Origin of the sequence: Paucidesulfovibrio gracilis DSM 16080 (assembly GCF_900167125.1) — a bacterium.
Classification (GTDB): Bacteria; Desulfobacterota; Desulfovibrionia; order Desulfovibrionales; family Desulfovibrionaceae; genus Paucidesulfovibrio; species Paucidesulfovibrio gracilis.
This window is the reverse complement of record NZ_FUYC01000013.1, coordinates 17,593-36,515: the sequence shown is the minus strand read 5'-3', so window position 1 is coordinate 36,515 and position 18,923 is coordinate 17,593. Positions and strand designations below refer to the sequence as shown.

The 18,923-nt window shown below is 56.0% G+C and carries 17 protein-coding genes; 10 read left to right on the top strand and 7 right to left on the bottom strand.

The window, feature by feature from the left end; genetic code table 11:
* Nucleotides 1-203: 203 nt before the first annotated feature.
* The 6 genes from aroE to queA all read right to left on the bottom strand — a co-directional run bounded on the left by aroE (nt 204) and on the right by queA (nt 5,039).
* A complete protein-coding gene (gene aroE, locus B5D49_RS11430; RefSeq protein ID WP_078717840.1) occupies nt 204-1,010 on the bottom strand; it encodes a shikimate dehydrogenase in 807 nt (268 codons plus the stop codon).
* Nucleotides 1,011-1,328: 318 nt separating this feature from the next.
* The gene (locus B5D49_RS11425; protein WP_078717839.1) at nt 1,329-1,874 is read right to left on the bottom strand and encodes a 2-oxoacid:acceptor oxidoreductase family protein; all 546 of its coding nucleotides are present in this window, start codon (nt 1,872-1,874) and stop codon (nt 1,329-1,331) included.
* A complete protein-coding gene (locus tag B5D49_RS11420) occupies nt 1,874-2,644 on the bottom strand; it encodes a thiamine pyrophosphate-dependent enzyme (RefSeq protein ID WP_078717838.1) in 771 nt (256 codons plus the stop codon). The genes B5D49_RS11425 and B5D49_RS11420 overlap by 1 nt, the downstream gene beginning before the upstream one ends.
* Entirely contained in the window at nt 2,645-3,706 is a 1,062-nt protein-coding gene (locus B5D49_RS11415) for a 3-methyl-2-oxobutanoate dehydrogenase subunit VorB (RefSeq protein ID WP_078717837.1), read from the bottom strand.
* The gene (locus B5D49_RS11410) at nt 3,703-3,939 is read right to left on the bottom strand and encodes a 4Fe-4S binding protein (protein WP_078717836.1); all 237 of its coding nucleotides are present in this window, start codon (nt 3,937-3,939) and stop codon (nt 3,703-3,705) included. Before B5D49_RS11410 ends, B5D49_RS11415 begins: the two co-directional genes overlap by 4 nt.
* Nucleotides 3,940-3,959: 20 nt before the next feature.
* A complete protein-coding gene (gene queA, locus B5D49_RS11405) occupies nt 3,960-5,039 on the bottom strand; it encodes a tRNA preQ1(34) S-adenosylmethionine ribosyltransferase-isomerase QueA (RefSeq protein WP_078717835.1) in 1,080 nt (359 codons plus the stop codon).
* A gap of 163 nt (nt 5,040-5,202) precedes the next feature.
* On the opposite strand from queA, the gene B5D49_RS11400 reads away from it, so the two are divergent.
* The 6 genes from B5D49_RS11400 to B5D49_RS11375 all read left to right on the top strand — a co-directional run bounded on the left by B5D49_RS11400 (nt 5,203) and on the right by B5D49_RS11375 (nt 10,834).
* Nucleotides 5,203-5,919 carry a helix-turn-helix domain-containing protein gene (locus B5D49_RS11400; protein ID WP_078717834.1) on the top strand — a complete coding sequence of 239 codons (717 nt, stop codon included), beginning with the start codon at nt 5,203-5,205 and terminating at the stop codon, nt 5,917-5,919.
* A gap of 356 nt (nt 5,920-6,275) precedes the next feature.
* Nucleotides 6,276-6,779, top strand: a complete 504-nt coding sequence (locus tag B5D49_RS11395) for a hypothetical protein (protein WP_078717833.1) — start codon at nt 6,276-6,278, stop codon at nt 6,777-6,779.
* 24 nt (nt 6,780-6,803) lie between these two features.
* Nucleotides 6,804-8,021: a bifunctional phosphopantothenoylcysteine decarboxylase/phosphopantothenate--cysteine ligase CoaBC gene (coaBC, locus tag B5D49_RS11390; protein ID WP_078717832.1), complete on the top strand. Its 1,218-nt coding sequence runs from the start codon at nt 6,804-6,806 to the stop codon at nt 8,019-8,021.
* Complete coding sequence (locus tag B5D49_RS11385; RefSeq protein WP_078717831.1) at nt 7,997-8,752, top strand: hypothetical protein; 756 nt, start codon at nt 7,997-7,999, stop codon at nt 8,750-8,752. Before coaBC ends, B5D49_RS11385 begins: the two co-directional genes overlap by 25 nt.
* Before the next feature lie 80 nt (nt 8,753-8,832).
* On the top strand, nt 8,833-9,840 hold the full coding sequence (locus B5D49_RS11380; protein ID WP_078717830.1) for an NAD-dependent epimerase: 1,008 nt from the start codon (nt 8,833-8,835) through the stop codon (nt 9,838-9,840).
* A 226-nt stretch (nt 9,841-10,066) separates the two neighbouring features.
* Nucleotides 10,067-10,834, top strand: coding sequence for a ParA family protein (locus B5D49_RS11375; RefSeq protein ID WP_078717829.1), 768 nt, complete (start codon nt 10,067-10,069; stop codon nt 10,832-10,834).
* Between the two features lie 160 nt (nt 10,835-10,994).
* Here B5D49_RS11375 and B5D49_RS11370 read toward each other — a convergent pair whose 3' ends face one another.
* Nucleotides 10,995-11,423, bottom strand: coding sequence for a hypothetical protein (locus B5D49_RS11370; RefSeq protein ID WP_078717828.1), 429 nt, complete (start codon nt 11,421-11,423; stop codon nt 10,995-10,997).
* A gap of 96 nt (nt 11,424-11,519) precedes the next feature.
* On the opposite strand from B5D49_RS11370, the gene B5D49_RS11365 reads away from it, so the two are divergent.
* The 4 genes from B5D49_RS11365 to B5D49_RS11350 all read left to right on the top strand — a co-directional run bounded on the left by B5D49_RS11365 (nt 11,520) and on the right by B5D49_RS11350 (nt 18,902).
* The gene (locus B5D49_RS11365; protein WP_078717827.1) at nt 11,520-12,440 is read left to right on the top strand and encodes a ParB/RepB/Spo0J family partition protein; all 921 of its coding nucleotides are present in this window, start codon (nt 11,520-11,522) and stop codon (nt 12,438-12,440) included.
* Nucleotides 12,441-12,591: 151 nt separating this feature from the next.
* Nucleotides 12,592-13,593: a D-glycero-beta-D-manno-heptose-7-phosphate kinase gene (gene rfaE1, locus B5D49_RS11360; protein WP_078717826.1), complete on the top strand. Its 1,002-nt coding sequence runs from the start codon at nt 12,592-12,594 to the stop codon at nt 13,591-13,593.
* Nucleotides 13,594-13,871: 278 nt separating this feature from the next.
* Nucleotides 13,872-15,245 (top strand): ATP-dependent 6-phosphofructokinase, encoded by a 1,374-nt coding sequence (locus B5D49_RS11355; RefSeq protein ID WP_078717825.1) that lies wholly within the window; start codon nt 13,872-13,874, stop codon nt 15,243-15,245.
* Between the two features lie 483 nt (nt 15,246-15,728).
* Nucleotides 15,729-18,902, top strand: a complete 3,174-nt coding sequence (locus tag B5D49_RS11350) for a PAS domain S-box protein (protein WP_078717824.1) — start codon at nt 15,729-15,731, stop codon at nt 18,900-18,902.
* The last annotated feature ends 21 nt before the right edge of the window (nt 18,903-18,923 follow it).

The window sequence follows — 18,923 nt, the reverse complement described above, 5'->3', positions numbered from 1 at the left end:
TGCCCGCGCCACTTTCAGCAAGCGGTATGACGCAGCGTCATCAGTGTTCAGCGCATGGATGGGAGAGAACATCACATGGCATGAGCCACAGCACGAGCCAGTCCTTTTTGTCTGTTCGACTTGGAATAGCAGGCTATGCACATGCTCCACGGAAACCTTTTCCGATTTTTGTCCAGGGTGCTGAAGCGCGCTTTCTTGGCTCTTCAGCCCAGTTCCTGCAGCAATCGTTCTCTGGCCGCGTCTGGGTCAAGATCCTGTCCGGTCCAGATGTGGAACTGCTTCAAGCCTTGATGCAAGAACATCTCAAGCCCTGAGATGCGACCGCATCCGCAGGTTTTGGCCAGAGCCAGAAGCGGGGTTTCCAGCGGATTGTAGACCAGATCAAACACCGTGGTGTCCTGGGGCAGGGCTTTCATGGGCCAGGGATTTTGCCCCTGGTACGGACCACTCATGCCTAGCGGTGTGGCGTTCACAAGCACGTCACAGGGATTCTTGTGCCGTTCATCCCAGCGGACCGCATGAATGCTGAATTCCAATGCCAGGGCATCGGCTTTTTCCGGATTGCGGTTGCTCACGCCCACCCATTCCACGCCGAGCTGGTTCAGCGCGGCAATGGCGGCCCGGGCCGCGCCCCCGGCTCCGAGTACCAGAGCGGTCTTTGGTTTTGGGATCACACGGCGGAGCGGCTCAAGACAGCCTGCCACGTCCGTGTTCGTGCCGCGCAGCCGTCCGTGTTCATCCCAGCAGATGGTGTTCACCGCACCAATGGCGCGCGCCGTGGTGGATACCCGGTCCAGCAAGGGCATGATCGTGCGTTTGTGCGGGATGGTCACGCTCACGCCGCGGATGTTTTCGGCACGCACACGGTCCACAAACGCGGCCAGGGAATCCGGCGGGGTGTCCCAAAAGTCGTACACCGCGTCCATGCTCCAACGGGCGAATCCCCAGTTGTGCAGTGCCGGGCTGAGGCTATGCCCCAGCGGATGACCGATGATTCCGTATTGTTCCATGACATTCCTCCGGCGTCGTGCGTTGCGGCCGCTTGTTGTTTTCGGATACAGTGATCCGGGGGACGTTATCGGACCTGTTTGCGGTTATCCAGTCTGGACTGCATTTGTCACCTGCATGTGACGTACGTCACCACTGGCTGGCAGGGTGTGGGCGCGGTTGCCTTATCTTTGTTCCAAGCCGGGGAGAGCGGTCACAGGGTGCCTTTTCCTTACCAGCTCGTTGCACAGTCTGTGGTATCCATTGCCTGCTGTGATTGTACACGAAAAAGGGCCGGGACGCCTGCCCCGGCCCTGTCGGAAGGTACGCTTTCAGCCCGGTCAGCCCACGTGGGCTGCGCCCGCTTGGATGGCTTTGGCGTTCATGGGAATGAGCTTTTTGTAATGGGCGGAGATCACGTTTTCCAGGCTGTCGATGGCGGCCTGGATCGGGATGACGCCCGTTGCCTGCAGGAATGCGCCGATGGCCACCATGTTGGCCATGCGGGTGTTGCCGATTTCATCGGCGATGTCGTTGGCGGGAACAAACACGCTTTTGACCCTGTCGGTCTCGGCGAGTTCCGCGTCCACCAGCGAGGAATTGATGATCTGCACGCCGCCGTCCTCAAGTCGGGGCTGGAATTTGTCCAGGGAGGGGCGGTTCATGATGATCAGGCTTTTGGGCCGGTGAATGATGGGCGAACCAATGTCTTCGTCGGAAAGCACCACGGTGCAGTTGGCTGTGCCGCCGCGCATTTCCGGGCCGTACACCGGGATGTAGGTCACGTTCAGTCCCTGGTTCATGCCGGAGTAGGCCAGGAGGTTACCGATGAGCATGACGCCCTGGCCGCCGAAACCGGCGATGATCGCGTCGAGATAGGTGGACATCAGCAGGCACCTCCTTCCTCGGTCACGTCCTTGTATACCCCCAGCGGGAAGTAGGGGATCATTTCCTCGCGGATGCGCTCGTTGGCCTGGACCGGCGGCATTTTCCAGTTCGTGGGGCAGGCAGAGAGCAGCTCCACGAATCCGAATCCACGGTCCTGGGTCTGACACTCAAAGGCCTTGCGCAGGTACTTTTTGGCCGTGCGGATGTTCTTCACGCTGTCCAGGGAGGCACGGCCCGCAAAGGCCACTCCGCCGAGCTGGGAGATGATTTCCGTCATTTTGATGGGCAGGCCTTCCTTGTCGCGGCAGCGACCGCCCGGGCAGGTGGTGGTGCGCTGGCCCACCAGGGTGGTGGGGGCCATTTGTCCGCCGGTCATGCCGTAGACGGTGTTGTTCACGAACACAACGCAGATGCGTTCGCCGCGGTTGGCCGCATGCATGATTTCCGCCATGCCGATGGAGGCCAGGTCGCCGTCGCCCTGGTAGGTGAGTACGAACTTGTCGGGCCGGGCGCGCTTGGCTCCGGTGCCAACGGCCGGGGCGCGGCCGTGCGGCGCTTCCACGGCGTCGATGTCCAGGTAATTGTACAAAAACACGGAGCAGCCGATGGAGCCGATGAGGATGGACTCTTCGCGCAGCTTCATTTCGTCCAGCAGCTCGCCCACGAGCCGGTGGGCCACGCCGTGGTGGCAACCCGGGCAGTAGTGGGTGGGCCGGTCAATGACCGATTCCGGCCTATCGAAGACCAGTTTTTCTTGCATTTCAGACATTTATTTACCCTCCAGGCTCTTGAGGATCGGTGCCTCGAATTCGTCCGGGGTGGGCAGGTTGCCGGGATAGACCGGGAAGAAGTCGGAATCCGCCACCGTGCGCACCGAGAGCCGCACATCATCCACCATCTGGCCAAGGTTGTGTTCGATGGTCAAAAACCGCTTGCCCTGCTTGGCCATTTCCAGCAGCGGAGCCGCCGGGAAGGGGTAGAGGGTGATGGGCCGGAACAGGCCGACCTTGTGTCCGGCCTGACGCAGCTTGCGCACCGAGCTTTTGGCAATGCGGCCGATGGAGCCGTACGCGCAGACGATGAGATCCGCGTCTTCCGTCTCAAAGGCCTCGTACTGGATTTCGCCCTGCATGGCTTCGTATTTGGCCTGGAGGCGCTGGTTTTGTCCGGCCAGGGCGCCTTCTTCCAGGAACAGGGACTTAATGAGCCGCTTTTCCCGGCCCTTGGCCCCATCCAGCCGCCAGTCGCCGCCTTCTGTGTCGCCCGGCAGTTCCGGAGCCCATGGTTCAATGGGTTCTTTCATCTGGCCGAGAATAGCGTCGCCCAGAATCATGACCGGATTGCGGTATTTGAAGGCCATGTCAAAGGCTTTGATGGTCAGGTCGTAGGCTTCCTGGGCCGTGGCCGGGGCAAAGACCAGCAGGCGGTAGTCGCCGTGTCCGCCGCCGCGGGTGGACTGGTAGTAGTCGCCCTGAGCCGGGCCGATGTCGCCCAGACCCGGGCCGCCGCGGTTCATGTTTACCACCACGGCGGGGATGTCGCTGCCCGCCATGTAGGAAATGGCTTCCTGCTTCAGGGATACGCCCGGAGAAGAAGAAGACGTCATGGCGCGTACGCCCGTGGCTCCTGCGCCGAGCAGCATGTTGGCGGCCGCCACTTCGGATTCGGCCTGCACGAATTCGCCGCCCGCGTCCACGATGGCTTTGCTCATGAATTCGGGGATGTCGTTCTGGGGCGTGATGGGATAGCCGAAAAAGCATTTGCATCCCGCGGCAAGAGCGCCCCGGGCTACGGCTTCGTTGCCCTTAATGAAGATCTTGTCCGCCATCATTTCCCCCCTTTTTTGGCCTTCGGGGTTTTGTATACGCGAATGGCCAGGTCCGGGCAGATCAGCGCGCAGGAGGCGCATCCGGTACATTTTTCCTTGTTCTCTTCCGGCACCTCGGCCACTTTGTAGCCGTTTTGGTTAAACCGCTGCGACTGCACAATGATCTGCACGGGGCAGACCGTCGTACAGAGCAGACAGCCCTTGCACCGGTCTTCCAACACTTCGATTCGGGACATGTGGCCCTCCTGTTGCGGCTTCACGAGATGAGCATGGCGTCGCCGTACGAAAAAAAGCGAAAATCGTTACGGAGCGCCTCACTGTAGGCGTTGAGGATGGCTTCTCTACCGACGAGAGCTGAAACCATAATCAGAAGCGAAGATTCTGGCAAATGGAAATTCGTCAGCAGGTTATCCACCACTTGAAAGGTATATCCGGGCTTGATGAAGATGTCGGTCATGCCCTTGTAGGGTCCGATATGCCCCAGGGCGCGGTGCATTCCTTCCAGACTGCGGGCGCTGGTGGTGCCAACGGCAACCACGGGGCGGCCCTGGTCCTTGGCGCGCTGCACGGCTTCGGCTGTTTCACGTGGAACTTCAATATATTCCTCGTGCATGACGTGGTCGCGGATGTCGGGTTCACGCACTGGGCTGAACGTGCCGTAGCCCACGTAGAGCGTCACCTCCGCCCATTCACAGCCGCGTTCCTGCAGCGCCGTGCGCACCGCCGGGGTGAAGTGCAGGCCGGCTGTGGGGGCGGCCACGCTCCCGGCTTTGTCGTCCTTTGCGTAGACCGTTTGATACCGGGCCATATCTGATTGATCAGCCTCGCGCCGGATGTACGGGGGCAGGGGCATGCTTCCCAGGCTTTCCATGCGTTCCTTGAGGTTACCCCGCCAAAACAGGCTCACGCGGCTGCGGCCGAACGCTCCACGCTCCAGCACGCGTACAAAAAATTCCGGGCCGAACGTGATGATCTGCCCGGGTTTCGGCGCTTTGCTGGCGCGCAGAAGTCCCCATGCCTCAGCCATGTGCAGACCGTCCGCGTCCTGAATCGGTTCCAGCAGGGGCAGGGGGGTGAGCAGCAAAAATTCCACGCGTCCGCCTGTGGGCTTGGTGCCGAAGAGCCGCGCCGGAATCACCTTGGAGTTGTTGGCCACCAGGAGCGCGCCCTTGGGCAGCAATTCAGGCAGAGCGGAAAAGCCGTGAATTCCGGTGGCACCGGATTCCCGGTTCACGGTCATGAGCTTTGAATCCTGGCGGCGTTGCGCCGGGGTCTGGGCGATATTTTCCTCGGGAAGCTCGTAGGTGTAGCTCGCCAGGGCGTGGTCTGGATGCATGATTCCTCGTCTGGTCGCGCGGGTGTCCGGGTCGGGCAGGGCGCGTGGTCAGGGTCAATTCGGACCAGCATCCTAGGGTTTGCGCCGCCTGTTGGCAAGTCGCCCATGGACGAATGCGTATCTTTACTTGATTCCAACGGCAATCCTGATACATAGTGCAGTCATGAACTGGCTGTCCGTGGCGGAAATCGCCAAGATCACGCAGATACCCGCGCCCACGGCGAGGCGGTACGCCTCGCTGTTCCGTGAATTTTTGCCGAGCAAAAAAGTCGGGCGTGTCACAAAATATTCTGAAGACGCGGTTCAGATCTTTCAGGCTATTTCCAAATTGTATCAGGACGGACACGTCACCACGGAGATCGAAGACGCGCTCAAGCAGGAATATTCCCGCTCGGCCGAGCCTGCCGACGATTCTCCCGTGCTCCAGGGGGTCTTGGCTGCATCGGGAAACGCGGCTCCGGCCCTGGATAATGAATTTGCCCGGTCTTTCCAACAGGTCATGGATAAATTCAGTCAGTGCCTGCAGATCATTGCGGATCAAAAAACCACCATTGAGCAGCAGCGTGAGGACATCCAAAAGCTCAAGACCGCGTTTGTGCTGCTTTCCCGCAGTCAGAAGCGGCTTCGCCGTTTGCCCGCGGCGCCCGTGGCCGAGGCTCCGCCCGAGCAAGATATGACCGAGTTGGAGCAACGCACGGCCCAGCTGTTGCGCAAGGATGCCGAGCTTGAGGAAATGACGCTGAACCTTTCCTTTGACACCTCGGATATCAAGGCCAAGCTGCAAATTTTGGAATCCGAATTGGTCCGGTTGCGCAAGGATCGGCGCGACATGGAGAAGTTCTTTTCCTCCAAGATCAACAGTCTGCGTGACGACGAATAGCAGGCTGTCGAAAAAACGCAAGGTTGCTGCCTACCGTAGAATTGGCAGGTTTTCCCGCACAGGCAGTACCCGTCGGCTTTGTTGTTCTGCGCGCCTTACGCGTGCGCCTTATGAAGCAGCCTGAAGAGGGTTTTCCCATCGGCCAGACACCTTCCCGGCATTTTTGCTTCACTGCTGGCCGTGCGCTTTGCCCTCTGTGGGCGCAAGTTTTTGTGCGTTGATTCCCAAGTCCCCTTGTTCGTAATGTTTGCGGTCCGTGCTCCGGTGTTGTACCAAGGCAACACGTCGGGTCGCGGCCCTGGTGCGCCGCCTTGACCGCGTTGACCGTCACACATCTTTCCGTCAGGAGGTTTCCCATGCGTCGTAGCCTTACCGCTGTATTGCTTGTCTTGGCCCTTGCCGCCACCGGATGCGCCACCAAATCCACGGGCACGGAACCGGCCCAGTCCACCAGCGAATCCCAGCCCACCGCATACGAACAGACGTATGAAAATCCTAATTATTACTATGACTTCAACGATATTTTGATTCCCCGTGAGTTGGACCCGGTGGATGATGAGAAGTACGTCTTTGACGATCCTCGCTTTCTTGCCGGATTCCGTATTTTTTCGGGTCGGGTTGTTGCCGAGGATGTCTTCAATTTCTTTGTGAACAATATGGCCAAAGACAACTGGACCAAGAAATTTTCCCTTAAGGCAGAGAAATCCGTGCTGGCCTTTGAGAAGCAGAACAAAAGCTGCACCATCCAGATTGAGGACGGATTCAAAACCCGCGTTACGGTCTTTGCCATCGAATTTAAGGACGTAGGGAGCTGGGAGTCCGATTCCCAGGGTTTCTCGCAGCAGGAACTGCCGCAATAAGGCGCTGCCTTTCGGAGAAATGTGATGGATACGGCATTGCTGTTCAAGGGCTTACTCGGGCGTCGCGCCCATCTGGGCGTATGCGGCAGTGTGGCCGCCTACAAGGCCGTTGAGTTGCTTCGCGGTCTGCAGGAATGTCATATTGCGGTTTCTGCCACGTTGACCCGTTCGGCCGCACAATTCATCACACCCTTGACCTTTGCTTCTCTTGGGGCGGACCCTGTTTTTGGGGAATTGTTCCAAACCGGCGATGCGCCCTATGCGCATCTTGCCCCCGGGCGAACCAGTCATGTTTTGGCCGTGGTTCCGGCTACGGCCAACATTCTTGCCAAGATGGCCAATGGCATTGCCGATGACATGCTCTCCTGCCAGGCGCTTTCGCATTCCGGGCCGGTGCTGGTGGCTCCTGCCATGAACCCGGCCATGTGGGAAGCCCCGGCCACCAAAGAGAATGTGGACCGGCTCCGTAGTCGCGGCGTAGAGGTGGTTTTGCCCGCGTCTGGCAAGGTGGCCTGCGGGGATGAGGGAAATGGCCGTCTCGCGCCTGTGAGCGCCATTTTGGCACATATCTGTCGCGCCATATCCCCTGACGATTTGTCCGGACAACGTGTGCTTGTGACGCTTGGGCCAACTCGTGAGCGTTTCGACCCTGTTCGCTTTTGGTCCAATCCTTCCACTGGTCGCATGGGCGCTGCGCTTGCCACAGCAGCCTGGCTTCGTGGCGCCGAAGTGACGGTCGTGGCCGGACCCTGTAGTGTGGCCTTGCCCCCGGGCGTGCGGCGTGTGGATGTACAAACCGCGCTGGAAATGGATTCCGCCTGTCGTGATCTATGGCCAAGCATGGATGTTGGGTGTTGCACGGCCGCAGTGGCGGACTTTCGGCCCATTGCCTTTGGCGATGCCAAGATGAAAAAGGACGCTTTGGGAGCATCCGGTCTTGTGGTTTCCTTTGACGAGAATCCGGATATTCTGGCCGGTCTTGGTACGCTCAAACGTCCTGATCAACGCTTGATCGGTTTTGCCGCTGAAAGCCACGATCTCGCCGCCAACGCCCAAGGGAAGATGCAGCGCAAGCATTTGGACATGATCGTTGCCAATCTGGTCAATGTTCCTGGGTCTGGGTTTGCTTCCGGCACGAATCAAGTCCGTGTTTTTGATCGTTGCGGCGGAGATGAGTCCTGGCCGCAACTCGATAAAACCGAAGTAGCGTGGCGGATATGGGATCACCTGGCCGCAATCTGAACGTACCCGAGCACCTGCGTGGCTGGTATGAAGCGGGAGTGCATCATTTCTTCCTGCCTGGACGTAGCTGCGAAGCCGGGCAGGCTGCTCCTGATGCCGCGTCCATCCGTGCTGGAAGTGCTCCCACGCAAACCGCGGCGCGTTCCATGCCCCCATGCTCGGTCCCAGCCCGTTCGAACAATCAACAACCCAGTTCCTCTCCATCCAGCCCAGGACAGGCCGCCACGCCCCAGAACGACGCACAGGAGACCGCCCAGCGCGCATCCAAAGTCGCCGACGATTCCCACACCACTTGGCCCGAATTGTGGCAAAAGCTTTGGCTACGCACCCCACATGATCCCAAAATCGTTTGGACGTATTATGATCTGGGCGCGCACATGGCCGGGCAGCCGGACAAAGCCATTGCCCAGCTTCTCCAGTCCATCATTTATTATTTCCGCTGGCCCAAAGGCACCATTGCGTTTTGGCCCATGACCGAGCTTGTGGATGAGCAGCTTCAGCCCAATAGGGACATGTTCTGGCGTGGCGTGGACCTGCTGGGATGTGGCCACGTGGCCTTGTTTGGCCGGGATGCTGTTTCGCATTTAGTGTCGGATGGCACCTTTGCCACAGATGTCGTTAAGGTCGGAGGCACGCAGGTCCATTTGCTTCCGACCCTTGCGGAGTTGGAACCCATGCTGCCGCATGAGCGCTTGATCGCTCTGGACAGCCTCAAGCAATTACCATTTTAACCCGCAGTTCGCCGCGCTTGCCCTTCGGGGTGGCCTGGCGTATGAGACCTCCATCGATCAACCCCAATCAAGGTGTACGCATGAAAGTACTTGTTACTGGAGCCGCTGGATTCATCGGTTTTCATTTGTCTCGGAAACTGCTTGCCGCGGGCCACACGGTTGTGGGCCTGGACATTCTTAACGACTATTATGACGTGAACCTGAAGAAGGATCGGTTGTCCATCCTTCAGGAGAGCGAAGCGTTTCGGCATGCGCTGGTTGATCTTTCCGACGCTCCGGCCATGCAGCAGCTGTTTGCGGATGAAGGGTTTGATATTGTCGTGAACCTGGCGGCCCAGGCCGGCGTGCGCTACAGCATTGAAAATCCTCGCAGCTACATTGATTCGAACATCGTTGGGTTTTTCAACATCCTTGAAGGGTGTCGACACACCAAGGTCAAGCATCTTTGCTATGCGTCGTCCAGTTCGGTGTACGGCATGAATACGAAGATGCCGCTTTCCACGCATGATGGGGTGGATCACCCCATGAGCCTGTATGCGGCCAGCAAAAAATCCAATGAGATGATGGCCCATTCCTACAGCAATCTTTTTGATCTTCCCACGACAGGGCTTCGGTTCTTTACGGTGTATGGTCCTTGGGGCCGTCCGGACATGGCGCTCTTTTTGTTCACCAAGGCGATCCTGGCTGGTGAGCCGATCAACGTCTTCAACTATGGGGACATGGAGCGGGACTTCACCTTTGTGGATGACATTGTTGAGGGCGTTTTCCGCGTGATGTTCAACATTCCGGAAGGAAACCCCGACTGGGACGGAAATAATCCTGACCCGGCGTCCAGCCCGAAGCCGTATCGCGTCTACAACATCGGCAACAACAACAAGGTCCGTTTGACCAGGTACATTGAAGCGCTGGAAGAACAGCTCGGCATGAAGGCGGAGCGCAATCTCCTGCCCATGCAGCCGGGCGATGTCCCTGCCACCTGGGCCGATGTGGATGACCTTGTCAACGATGTTGATTTTCAGCCGAACACATCTATTGATGAAGGGATTCGTAAATTTGTGGCGTGGTATCGTGAATACTACAACGTTTGACGTCTTTTTTTGATCGTGGAGGCGGTTTTTCGCCTCCACGCTATTGCAATCCTCTCCCATTCGTTTTACCTGTTTTGCACTGCGAAAGCCTCTGTTTCACGTGAAACAGAGCGTGTATGACGATCTGTTGCATGATTTGTTTCACGTGAAACAGGTGTAAAAGCGGGTCTGGCTCCAGTCGGTGGCGTGCGAAACAGCTGAAATTTCATCTTCAGGGGGTGTTGAAGTGGCCAGGATTATTGTCATGGCGAACCAGAAGGGCGGTGTTGGAAAAACGACCACAGCGGTCAACCTTGGGGCGTGCTTGTCTGTCATGGAAAAGAAAGTCCTGTTGGTGGATTGCGACCCCCAGGGAAACGCGTCAAGCGGCTTGGGTTTTTATCCTAGCGACCAGCGGGACAACATTTATACAAGTCTTTTTTCGCCGGAAAATGTCCGCAAGGCCATCTGCAAAACGGAGTTGCCGTACCTCTCTTTGCTTCCCGGAACCCCGGATATGGCTGGTGCGGAAGTGGAGTTGGCCGATAAAATCGGACGTGAGTATTACGTTCGGGATCTGGTGCAGCCGCTGGACGAGGAATACGACTACATTCTTTTGGATTGTCCGCCTTCCTTGGGAATCTTGACTGTGAACGCGCTTTGTGCGGCAAAGGAATTGCTAGTGCCGCTCCAGTGCGAGTACTATGCTCTGGAAGGTATCGCCCAGCTCTTGATGACGTATGAGCTGGTTCGTAAGCGTTTGAATCCGGATCTGGCCATGCTTGGCGTGGTGCTGACCATGTATGACTCTCGCAACCGCCTTTCCTGGCAGGTGAAGAACGAGGTCCGACGCGCTTTCCCGCAGCATCTTTTTGAAGCAGTGGTCCCCCGGAACGTTCGCCTGTCGGAAGCACCGAGCTTTGGCAAACCGGTGATCACCTATGACATCAAGTCCAAGGGCGCAGAGGCGTATTTACAGTTGGCGCAAGAAGTGGAAAACAGTCATACCGTGTGATGCTCCGGCTGTGTCGAGCCGCTGCTGTCTGGCCCGGGGTCGATACGGCCCCGATCGTGTTCGTCGGGGGCTTGGCGGCATGAGAGGGTGCGATGCAGGAAAGGGGCGTGGATAAGACCGCGCCCCGAAGAAAAGCCCCGGGGCGCAGGGGTGAAAAACGTTAGTAGCGAGCTTCCTTGTTGGGGTCTTTATCGTCCTTGTACGGGTGTGTCTCGCTGACGATTTCATCTTTGAAGTGTTTCTTAATGATGCGGGCCTGGCAATTGGCGCAAGTGAAGGTCACAAGCCCGGACAGACTCGCGGCGCTGAGACGAAAACGGCGAGGCTCATCCTTGGACCAATTTTCGGTCCGCTCGCCGCACTGTTCGCAGTGGACATCGTAGTCCGGCGGATAGGGGAAGTCCCAATATTGCAGGAGGTTCTCCCAATCTTCGACCGGCTCGGGGCGCTGCTCCTGCTTGATGTCGGAGAACAAGCCGAATTCGCGGGCAAGTATCGGCTTAATGGCGGGCCATGCCTCGGCGTCGATAATGGCGCCCAGACTATTGCCCTCGGCGTCGAAAATTTCAATAACGTGATCCTGGCTCATGCAGTTTGCTCCTTTGATGATTGGTGGCGGCAATATATACGGCTCCACCATGGGCGGCAAGGGCTAGGTGTGGCATAGAATCAAGAGGAGATGACCATGTCTGCAGGTTCCAGAGGACTTGGGCGCGGCCTGGACGCCTTGCTTGGCGGTACACAGCAGAAAGATGAACCCGTGAACCCTTCGGAAGTGCGGCAATTGCCTATTGCTTCCATTTGTCCCAACCCGCATCAGCCCCGGATTGAATTTTCGGAACAGGGGTTGGCGGATCTCTCAGCCAGCATCAAAACACAGGGCGTGTTGCAGCCGATTTTGGTGCGCCCCCTGGAGAATAACCAGTACGAGCTTGTGGCTGGTGAACGGCGCCTGCGAGCTTCCAAACTGGCTGGTTTGCGGGAGATTCCGGCCCTGGTTCGGGAGATGGATGATCAGGAAAGCCTGGCCATCGCCTTGATCGAGAATTTGCAACGAGAAGACCTGAACGCCATTGAAGAGGCGCTGGGCTATCGTCAGCTCATGGACCAGTTTGGCGTGAATCAGGAGGCGTTGGCCAAGAGCCTGGGCAAGAGCCGGTCCGCGCTGGCCAACTCCATGCGGTTGCTGAACCTGCCCGAACCAGTGCAGAATGACATCCGGCAGGGTCGGATTACGGCTGGTCATGGCCGGGCAATCATGTCGGTGACGGATGAAACCGTAGCCAATGAATTGCACGCTCGCATCCTTAAGCAGGGTATGTCGGTGCGGCAGGCGGAAGCCGAAGCCGGATTCTGGAAGGAACACGGAACGCTTCCTTCTCATGGCCAGGGAGAGTCCGCGGATCAGGCTCCACGACGTGCTGCGGGCAAGCGCAAAAAGGATGTTGACCCTGATCTGGCTGAGGTGCAGAGCATGATCAGCCGAACCTTGGGTCGAAAAGTCTCGGTCAGTGGTACGGCCTCAAAGGGCAAGTTGACGCTTCCGTTCTCCTCATTGGACGATTTACGCCGCCTGGCGGAAATGCTTGGTGGCGAACAAGGATGACGTCGGAAATCTTGGCTCCAATCACCGTTTGATCAAATCAGGAATCATGGCCGCCAAGAAATTATCACCTTGGGGTCATGATTTTTTGCGGGGATTGTGGTGTCTGCGGTTGTACGAAGCAGCATACAATTCGTAAAAAGGTTGCAAAAGCGTGAACAGCGAAGCAGTGAAGCGTTTGGCCGGGCACGAGGTGCTCATCGTCGGTGATCTAATGCTGGATCATTACCTTGTGGGCAGTGTGGAGCGCATTTCTCCGGAAGCGCCCGTGCCTGTGGTGGCGGTCTCCCGCGAGGAATACCTTCTCGGTGGGGCGGGCAATGTGGCCCGAAACATTGCGGCACTCGGCGGTATGCCTACGTTGGTGGCCGTGACCGGCGATGATGACCACGCATCCTGTGTCTGCGGGCATTGTGATCAAGCGGGCATCAAGCTGCGCGTACACCGCATGAACAACCGTCCGACCACGGTAAAAACCAGGATTATTGCACATAATCAACAGGTCGTCCGAGTCGATCACGAGTGTACGGATTTCTTGGACCAGTCGGACAATCAGGCCGTTTTATCCATGATCGCCAGGGAATTGCCCGGCAAGAAGGTGATCATCCTTTCTGACTATGGGAAAGGGTTGTTGTCCCGAGCCTTTATGGATAGTTTGCATCAGCTGCTCAATGACTGTGATGAGCGCCCCTTGGTTTTGGTTGATCCCAAGACCCGTAACTATGATCTGTATGACGGGGTTGATCTGCTCACGCCCAACGCCAAAGAAGCCAGTGAAGGTGCATACTTGCCGGTGGGAAGCCAGGAAGAGATCATCGCCGCTGGTCAGGCGCTTTTCCGCCGTCTGAACTGCGAACATCTTTTGATCACCCTTGGCGGCAAGGGAATGGCGCTGTTTACATCAAGTAACGAAGTGTATCACATTCCGACATTCGCTCAGAAAGTCTTCGACGTGACAGGAGCCGGAGACACGGTTATCGCAACCTTGGCTTTGAGTCTTTCCAGCGGTAACGACCTGCTCACGTCCAGTATTCTGGCCAACTATGCCGCCGGCATTGTTGTGGGGCAGGTCGGTGCTGCCGTGGCGACACTGGATTCTATTGTGGACGTCATGCGTTCGTTGCCGGAGCCTGAAGTAACCACCTGGATGAAATAATGGGATTATTTCACATTCAAAAAAGGTCGATGATGGTTGCGGTTCCATTTGTGGAAATTTGCGGATTCATGATGATCCCGTGAGTCTGCTCCCGTATGGCGACCTTCGGACGCCCCAAAATCCCTTCGCGCCAAAGTGAACCGTGATCACCCCGGGAATTCCCGGGGTTTTCTTTGCCCTTGGTTCAGCCATGGCGTACCATGGACAGTGAATCCCGGACCCCGAACGCAAGGGACCGGGCATACCATGCATTCAGCGCCACAAGGAGTCTGATTCATATGAGTGCTACGCCGAGCAACAATCCGCAGCTGGATACGGCCATCCCAACCCTTGGTACGGCAAAGGTCACGAACCGCGTGGGGTACTGCCGTTTTGTGGGAGCCTGTGAAGAGTATTGGATCAATCTCACGGATGAGGATTTGGATGATGAGCTGCCCGAACAGGAACCGGGCCGACCCATCACCATGGAAAAGGCCGGGCCGCGGGAAAAATTGTACTTTGACCCGTCCAAGACCCGCTGTGCCATTGTTACCTGCGGCGGGCTGTGTCCTGGCATCAATGACGTGATCCGCGCCATTGTCCTGGAGGCTCATCACAACTATACCGTCCAGTCCGTGGTGGGCATTCCTTTTGGACTGCAGGGGTTTATCCCGGAGTATGGACACGAAGTCCGTGAATTGACGCCCGAATCCGTCGCCAATATTCACCAATTTGGCGGAACCGTCCTTGGATCGTCCCGCGGGCCGCAGGATCCCTCCAAAATAGTAGATACCCTTGAGCGCCGGAATATCAACTGCCTGTTCATCATCGGCGGCGACGGCACCATGCGTGCGGCCCAGAGCATTGTCAGCGAGATCAATGATCGTCGTCTGAAGATCGCAGTCATTGGCGTACCCAAAACCATTGATAACGATATCAGCTTTGTAACCCGCTCGTTCGGGTTCGATACGGCCGTGGAAAAGGCGACCGAGGCCATCCAATGCGCGCATGTGGAGGCCACGGGCGTGGACCTGGGTGTCGGGCTGGTCAAGGTCATGGGCCGCGAGTCCGGGTTCATCGCGGGGCAGGCGGCCCTTGCCCTCAAGGAAGTGAATTACGTGCTCATTCCGGAATGCCCGTTCGACCTGGACGGTCCCGACGGACTGCTTGCCAACCTGGAGCGGCGTTTGGAATCGCGCCGGCATGCCGTGATCGTCTGCGCGGAGGGAGCAGGCCAGGAATATTGCCGGTCCTCCAATCAGACCGATGCCTCCGGCAATCCGGTGCTCTGCGATATCTGCGCATTGCTGAAGCAGCGCATCAAGGACTATTTCGGCGAACGGGGCAAAAAAGTGCCGTTGAAGTTTATCGACCCAAGCTACATTATCCGGTCGGTTCCGGCCAATGCCAATGATCGGGTCTATTGCGGCTTTTTGGGTCAGCATGCCGTCCACGCGGCCATGGCCGGGAAAACCGCCATGGTGGTTTCGCAACTGCAATCCCGCTACGTACATCTCCCGTTGCACCTGGTCACGCGCAAGCGCAAGACCGTGAATGTGCGGTCTGATTTCTGGCATGCGGTGTTGGAAAGCACGGGCCAGGAACTTTATGCCTGCGCTAGCGGAACCGTGAACGGGATCCCCCATTTCAGTGCCGGGGAAGGCGAATCCTAAGGGGTTTGCGGTCGCTCACATACCCACAGAGGGCGAGCATGGATCTTCGGAATGTTAGGGAGTGCTGGATAGGCTGAGACAACCCGAGGGCGTGGTTTCTTTCTTCACGCGGGAGAAAAGAAATATATTGCAGGCTGTGTACAATAAGCGTGTGCAGGCTGTGAGGGGGGGCGAGGCTCGAAACGTACTCTCTATATATGGAATACTTTTTGACATGATGCAGCAATCGTAGGGCTTTTCAACAGCCTGCTATACATGATCACGAAAACAAGCCGGGCCTGAAAAGGGGAGCAACGGCCGAAGATGTTTTGACGGAATTTCCTCCCCTGGACCATCCCCTCGAATCCAATCTGACCCAGAGACGCCCGAAATAGTTTCAATCTCTTGATATAATGAGTCATGCAATAGACGTATTTTTTTCTCTATAAATCTGTTATACTGCTATTGAAAAAGACCGAATGTCAGAATCGCGGGGGCGAAGCAATGAAAGACTTGACCGACATCAGTGTCTTTAAACAAGAATTTCTTATCTATATGAAGGAACAGAAGCATATTCTCATGATGTATGAGGATATTGAAGACTATAGGTTTGTTGCTTCAAGATTCATTGCAGATGGACTTACCTCCAATGATTGCTGTGTCATGGCCACGGATGCGTATTCGCACAAGCTGGTACTCCAGGATTTGGAAAAACTTGATGTATCGCCTCAGGAAAAGATTGCTGAGGGCCGTCTGACGCTTATTGATGTGAACCAGCATTATTCCCATGGAGATGGATTTAATCCCGATGAAACCATGAACGGCTGGAAAGGGCTTACCGAAGCTGCTGTTGGAAAAGGCTTCGATAATGTACGGGCCGTGGGCGAGGCAACATTCTGTCTTGGAGGAAATGGTCTTGAGGACAAGATCATTTACTATGAAAACATAATCAATGAAGAACTGTTCCCCAATTTCCCGTTCATGTCCTTGTGCGTGTACGACAAGAACAGATATTCGGAAAAAGTCCTCAGGGCGGCGGTGCAGTCCCATCCCATGATGGTGTATGGAACAAAGATATTCAAACACAATATGTATTTTGTTCCCCCGGAGGTGTTTTTTTCAGAGAACAATGGGGGCAACGAGCTGGATTTGTGGCTTGCCAATGTTGAGGCCACGAATTCAATCCATCAGGAAGCGGTTCAAAATAGGGAAAAACTCCAGCAAGCGCTGGAAGCCACCAATGACGGAATATGGGAATACAATCTCGCTACTGGCGAATTTCATTGTTCCGAGCGGTGGGCCGGTATGCTGGGGTACACCAGGGACGAGGTTCCCTCGTTCGGTTGCTATTGCGATGAGAATATTCATCCGGAAGATCGGAAAATATTCGACGACGCATTTCGTTCGTACCTCAACGGAGCCAGTGATACGTATGCCGTTGAATTGAGGATCAAAACCAAAGACGGATCCTACAAATGGATTTTTACCAGGGGAAAAATCGTTCTACGGGATGACGCTGGAAAGCCTGTTAAGATCGTGGGCGCTCATACGGACATCACTGAAAAAAAAGAAGCCGAACAACGGCTCGAAGAAAGCGAACAACTGTTTCGTATGTTGTTTGACGATGCGCCGATGCCCTACCAGTCATTGGACGCCGAAGGTCGTTTCATCACGGTGAATAAAATGTTCTGCCAAACGCTGGGGTATACCCCGGAAGAGTTGATCGGCAGAAATTTCGCAGAGTTTCTTCACCCGGATTGGGCAGGGCATTTTCGGGAAAACTTTCCGAAATTCAAAGCCGTGGGTGAAATCCTTGGTGTAGAATTTCAGATGAAGAAGAAAAACGGTGCGTACGTTCTTGTCTCCTTCACGGGAAAAGTAGGCAAGGAACCGGATGGATCGTTTCGCCAGACGCATTGTGTGTTTCGGGACATCACAGCAGAGCGGGCCTATCAGGAAGGTCTCGTCAAAGCCAAGGAGGAAGCAGAGCGCCGGGCTGCAGAGCTGTTGAGAAAACAGGAAATAGAATCCGAGCTTGCCAACCTGGGGACAATGCTGCTCAATCCCACAACAATCGAAGCAATTTCCATCGCAATTCTCGATGCTTCAAAGAGAATTACCGGAAGCAAATTCGGCTATGCCGGCGTTATTGATGAAAACACGGGGAATCTGGTGTGTCATACAATGACAAGGGATATTTGGGACGTCTGCAATGTTCCAGATAAGAGCATCGTGTTTGAGAAGTTTGGGGGATTATGGGGCTGGGTGTTGGAAAACAAGCAACCAATCCTGGTCAACGATCTGAAGGAGGATGCCCGGTCCACGGGCGTCCCAGAGGGACACATAGAGATTGAGAATTTTTTAAGCTACCCGGTGCTGTTGAATGACAAACTGGTTGGCCAGGTGGCTGTTGCCAACGCACGCGGCAACTATGACAGTGCGGATCAAGAGTTTATGAAGAACATTTCCGTGTTTTTTGGCCTTGCAATCCAAAGGGCGCGGCATGAGCATGGATTGGTGGAAGAAAAACACAAGGCTGAACAGGCGAATCATGCCAAGTCCATGTTCCTTGCCAACATGAGTCATGAACTGCGAACCCCGCTGAATGGCATTATGGGAATGCAGCAACTTCTCAAAGCGACCCATTTAAACGCTGAACAGGAAGGGTATGTTTCCTTGGCAATGGATTCAGCCAAACGGCTGACGAATCTTTTAGGGGACATCCTGGATTTAACAAAGATCGAGGCTGGAAAACTCAATGTCGTGGAAACGACTGTCGATTTGCAAGAAACGTTTGCGTTGGCAGAGCAGTTGTTTGGTCCTGCGTGTGGACAAAAAGGCGTGGAGATCCATTTTGCCATTCACCCCGCGCTTTCCAAAAAGTTCCTTGGCGATCAGATCAGGCTTCAGCAGGTGTTGAACAATGTGATCGGAAATGCGGTAAAATTCACTGACGCAGGCTCCATCCGGTGTGAAGCATACCCGCTGCCCCAGAAAACGGAAAAGACCCAACGCGTCCTGTTTTCCGTATCCGACACGGGCATCGGCATTGAGCAAGAAAAGCTTGATCAGCTTTTCGAGCCATTTACCCAGGCTGATGAAGGATACAAGCGAGCCTACCAGGGCGCAGGGCTTGGACTCTCCATCGTGCGCCAATTGGTGGAATTGATGGGGGGCAGCGTTTCCGTTGCAAGTGAACGAGGCAAGGGAACGGAGTTTACGTTCTGTCTGACGTTCAAGGTCGATGCTGAGGACTCATACGAGATCGACTCGTCGGCACCCAAGGAATATTGCAAGCCTTGTCCACAATCAATCCTCATCGCCGAGGACGAGACGGTGAACAGGAAAGCGCTGCAGACGATTCTCCGAAAAGCCGGGTACAAAGTGAAATCCGTTGAAAACGGGGCGGAGACGATTCGGGAATTGAGCGAATGCGCCTATGACCTTGTCCTGATGGACATACAAATGCCCATAATGGATGGTGTTGAGGCGGCCAGGGCCATTCGGTCAGGGAAGGCAGGACAGGATAAAACCTCCATACCCATAGTGGCCGTTACGGCGTATGCCATGTCCGGGGACAAGGAACACTTCCTCAAGGCGGGCATGGATGGGTACCTGGCGAAACCTGTCGAAGTAGACCAACTGAATTCCGTCATTTCCGAACTGCTCAGTGCATGATGTGTTGGGACTTGGCCCGTG

Coding starts and splice junctions, on each gene's coding strand:
- aroE (WP_078717840.1), bottom strand. CDS start 1,010: ATGGAACAATACGGAATCATCGGTCATCCGCTGGGGCATAGCCTCAGC.
- B5D49_RS11425 (WP_078717839.1), bottom strand. CDS start 1,874: ATGTCCACCTATCTCGACGCGATCATCGCCGGTTTCGGCGGCCAGGGC.
- B5D49_RS11420 (WP_078717838.1), bottom strand. CDS start 2,644: ATGTCTGAAATGCAAGAAAAACTGGTCTTCGATAGGCCGGAATCGGTC.
- B5D49_RS11415 (WP_078717837.1), bottom strand. CDS start 3,706: ATGATGGCGGACAAGATCTTCATTAAGGGCAACGAAGCCGTAGCCCGG.
- B5D49_RS11410 (WP_078717836.1), bottom strand. CDS start 3,939: ATGTCCCGAATCGAAGTGTTGGAAGACCGGTGCAAGGGCTGTCTGCTC.
- queA (WP_078717835.1), bottom strand. CDS start 5,039: ATGCATCCAGACCACGCCCTGGCGAGCTACACCTACGAGCTTCCCGAG.
- B5D49_RS11400 (WP_078717834.1), top strand. CDS start 5,203: ATGAACTGGCTGTCCGTGGCGGAAATCGCCAAGATCACGCAGATACCC.
- B5D49_RS11395 (WP_078717833.1), top strand. CDS start 6,276: ATGCGTCGTAGCCTTACCGCTGTATTGCTTGTCTTGGCCCTTGCCGCC.
- coaBC (WP_078717832.1), top strand. CDS start 6,804: ATGGATACGGCATTGCTGTTCAAGGGCTTACTCGGGCGTCGCGCCCAT.
- B5D49_RS11385 (WP_078717831.1), top strand. CDS start 7,997: ATGGGATCACCTGGCCGCAATCTGAACGTACCCGAGCACCTGCGTGGC.
- B5D49_RS11380 (WP_078717830.1), top strand. CDS start 8,833: ATGAAAGTACTTGTTACTGGAGCCGCTGGATTCATCGGTTTTCATTTG.
- B5D49_RS11370 (WP_078717828.1), bottom strand. CDS start 11,423: ATGAGCCAGGATCACGTTATTGAAATTTTCGACGCCGAGGGCAATAGT.
- B5D49_RS11365 (WP_078717827.1), top strand. CDS start 11,520: ATGTCTGCAGGTTCCAGAGGACTTGGGCGCGGCCTGGACGCCTTGCTT.
- B5D49_RS11355 (WP_078717825.1), top strand. CDS start 13,872: ATGAGTGCTACGCCGAGCAACAATCCGCAGCTGGATACGGCCATCCCA.
- B5D49_RS11350 (WP_078717824.1), top strand. CDS start 15,729: ATGAAAGACTTGACCGACATCAGTGTCTTTAAACAAGAATTTCTTATC.